Source organism: Rhodococcus sp. CX, assembly GCF_015865005.1.
In the GTDB taxonomy this organism is placed as follows: Bacteria; Actinomycetota; Actinomycetes; order Mycobacteriales; family Mycobacteriaceae; genus Rhodococcus.
In genome coordinates, this window is sequence record NZ_JADZGH010000060.1 from 6,757 (window position 1) to 8,283 (window position 1,527).

A 1,527-nucleotide genomic window follows, 5' to 3' on the forward strand; every position below is an offset into this window, starting at 1 on the left:
GGAGCGGCGCGTACCCGTGCAGCAGCGTCCCGTGGGGGTCGGCGACCTCCGGAACCTCGTGGACCCGGCCGGCGGTCTCGGCGAGCAGCAGGTCCACGACGTCGGTGAGCTTGCCGCGCCGGCGCAGCACCCGTCGCTGCCGCGCCGCGGAACTGCCGATGCGGGCGGCTGCCGCGGCCAGTTCGGAGACGGTGTCCCAGTCGCCGAACTGCTCGAGTTCCGGTCGCAGCAACGAGGTGAGCCGGTCGATCATCTCCACGGCCGGTCGCGGTACCGCGGCCTCGACGTCCACCAGGTCGCCCTCGAGCCCGGAGCGGGCGGCCCGCCACATCGCGGCGCGGATCAGGGTGGGGTTCGCCCGGATGGGAGGTACCCCCTCGCGCAGTGCCGTGCACTCGTGTTCGACGAGCGCGCGGAACAGACCGGCGACCAGGGTGATCGTGTCGACCGACGGGCAGCTGTCGCACACCCGCAGTTCGAGAGTGGGTTGATGCGCGGACGGCCGCAGGTCGAAGTACACCATGCCCGGATCGGTGATGACCCCGCTCGACACGAGATCGGCGATCAGCCGGTCGTACTCGGCGGCGGACGACACCGGCGCCGCGGGCCCGGTGCTCGGCCACCGGATCCACACGAGGCTGCGCACGCTCGCATAACCGGTGTCGGTGCCGTCGGCCCAGAACGGTGAGCTCGCGCTGAGCGCCAGGAAGACCGGCAGGTGCGGGGCGATCCGGTTCGCGACCTGCACCGCTTCGTCCCGGTCGGGAACATCGACGTGAACCTGGGTGCCGCAGATCAGCTGCTCCCGCGCGAGCAGTTGATAGTCGGCGAGCATCCGGCGATAGCGTGGTGTCTCGCTCACCTGGAGTTCCTCCGGGACCGCGAGCGGGACGGCACCGGCCGCGGCGACCCCCAGGCCCAGTTCGGCGGCGGCCGCCGCCAGCTGCGAGCGACGAAGGACGAGATCCGCGCGGAGTTTCGACAGCTCCCGGTGGACCTCGCTGTTGACCTCGACGACGCAGCGTTGCAGTTCGTCGACGTAGGTGTCCTGCGGGAGCCGGGCGAGCAGTTCCGGGGCCCGGGGAACGAGCCGGCGCGTTTTCGCATCGATCAGCTGGAATTCCTCTTCGACGCCCAGCTGTCGAACCATTCCCGCACGACCCATCTACCTCAGATACCCGCTCGGGTCACAGCGTAATCCGGTGCCTACCGGTCGTCGATGCCCCCGATCACCGCCGGTACGACCTTCGGCATTTCCCCGACCACCTCGGTCGAGTTCGCGGCGGACACCAGGAAGCCGGGTGTGCCACGGGGATCGGTCCGGTCGTCTCCGCGGTGGGTACCGGCCGACGGGACGCCGCCGTACATGCCGGGGCGTCCGGCCGCGGTGGGGACCGGACCGGCGGTGCCCGAGCCCACGGGTGCCGCCGGTCCCGGGAACACACCGGGGACCGATGAGGCGGGGACCGCGCCGGTTCCCGCTCCGAGACCGGACCCGGTGAGCCCGGCGCCGCCGAAGCCCGACGG

At 71.8% G+C, this 1,527-nt stretch carries 1 protein-coding gene and 1 pseudogene; both read right to left on the reverse strand.

Translation table 11 applies throughout. From position 1 onward, the window contains the following. A partial coding sequence (locus tag I0Q12_RS05950; protein WP_197251063.1) for a glutamate--cysteine ligase occupies positions 1-1,150 on the reverse strand: 1,150 nt, incomplete at its 3' end. Between the two features lie 56 nt (positions 1,151-1,206). After that, positions 1,207-1,527 (reverse strand): annotated as a pseudogene (locus tag I0Q12_RS05955) (hypothetical protein); the annotation flags it as partial.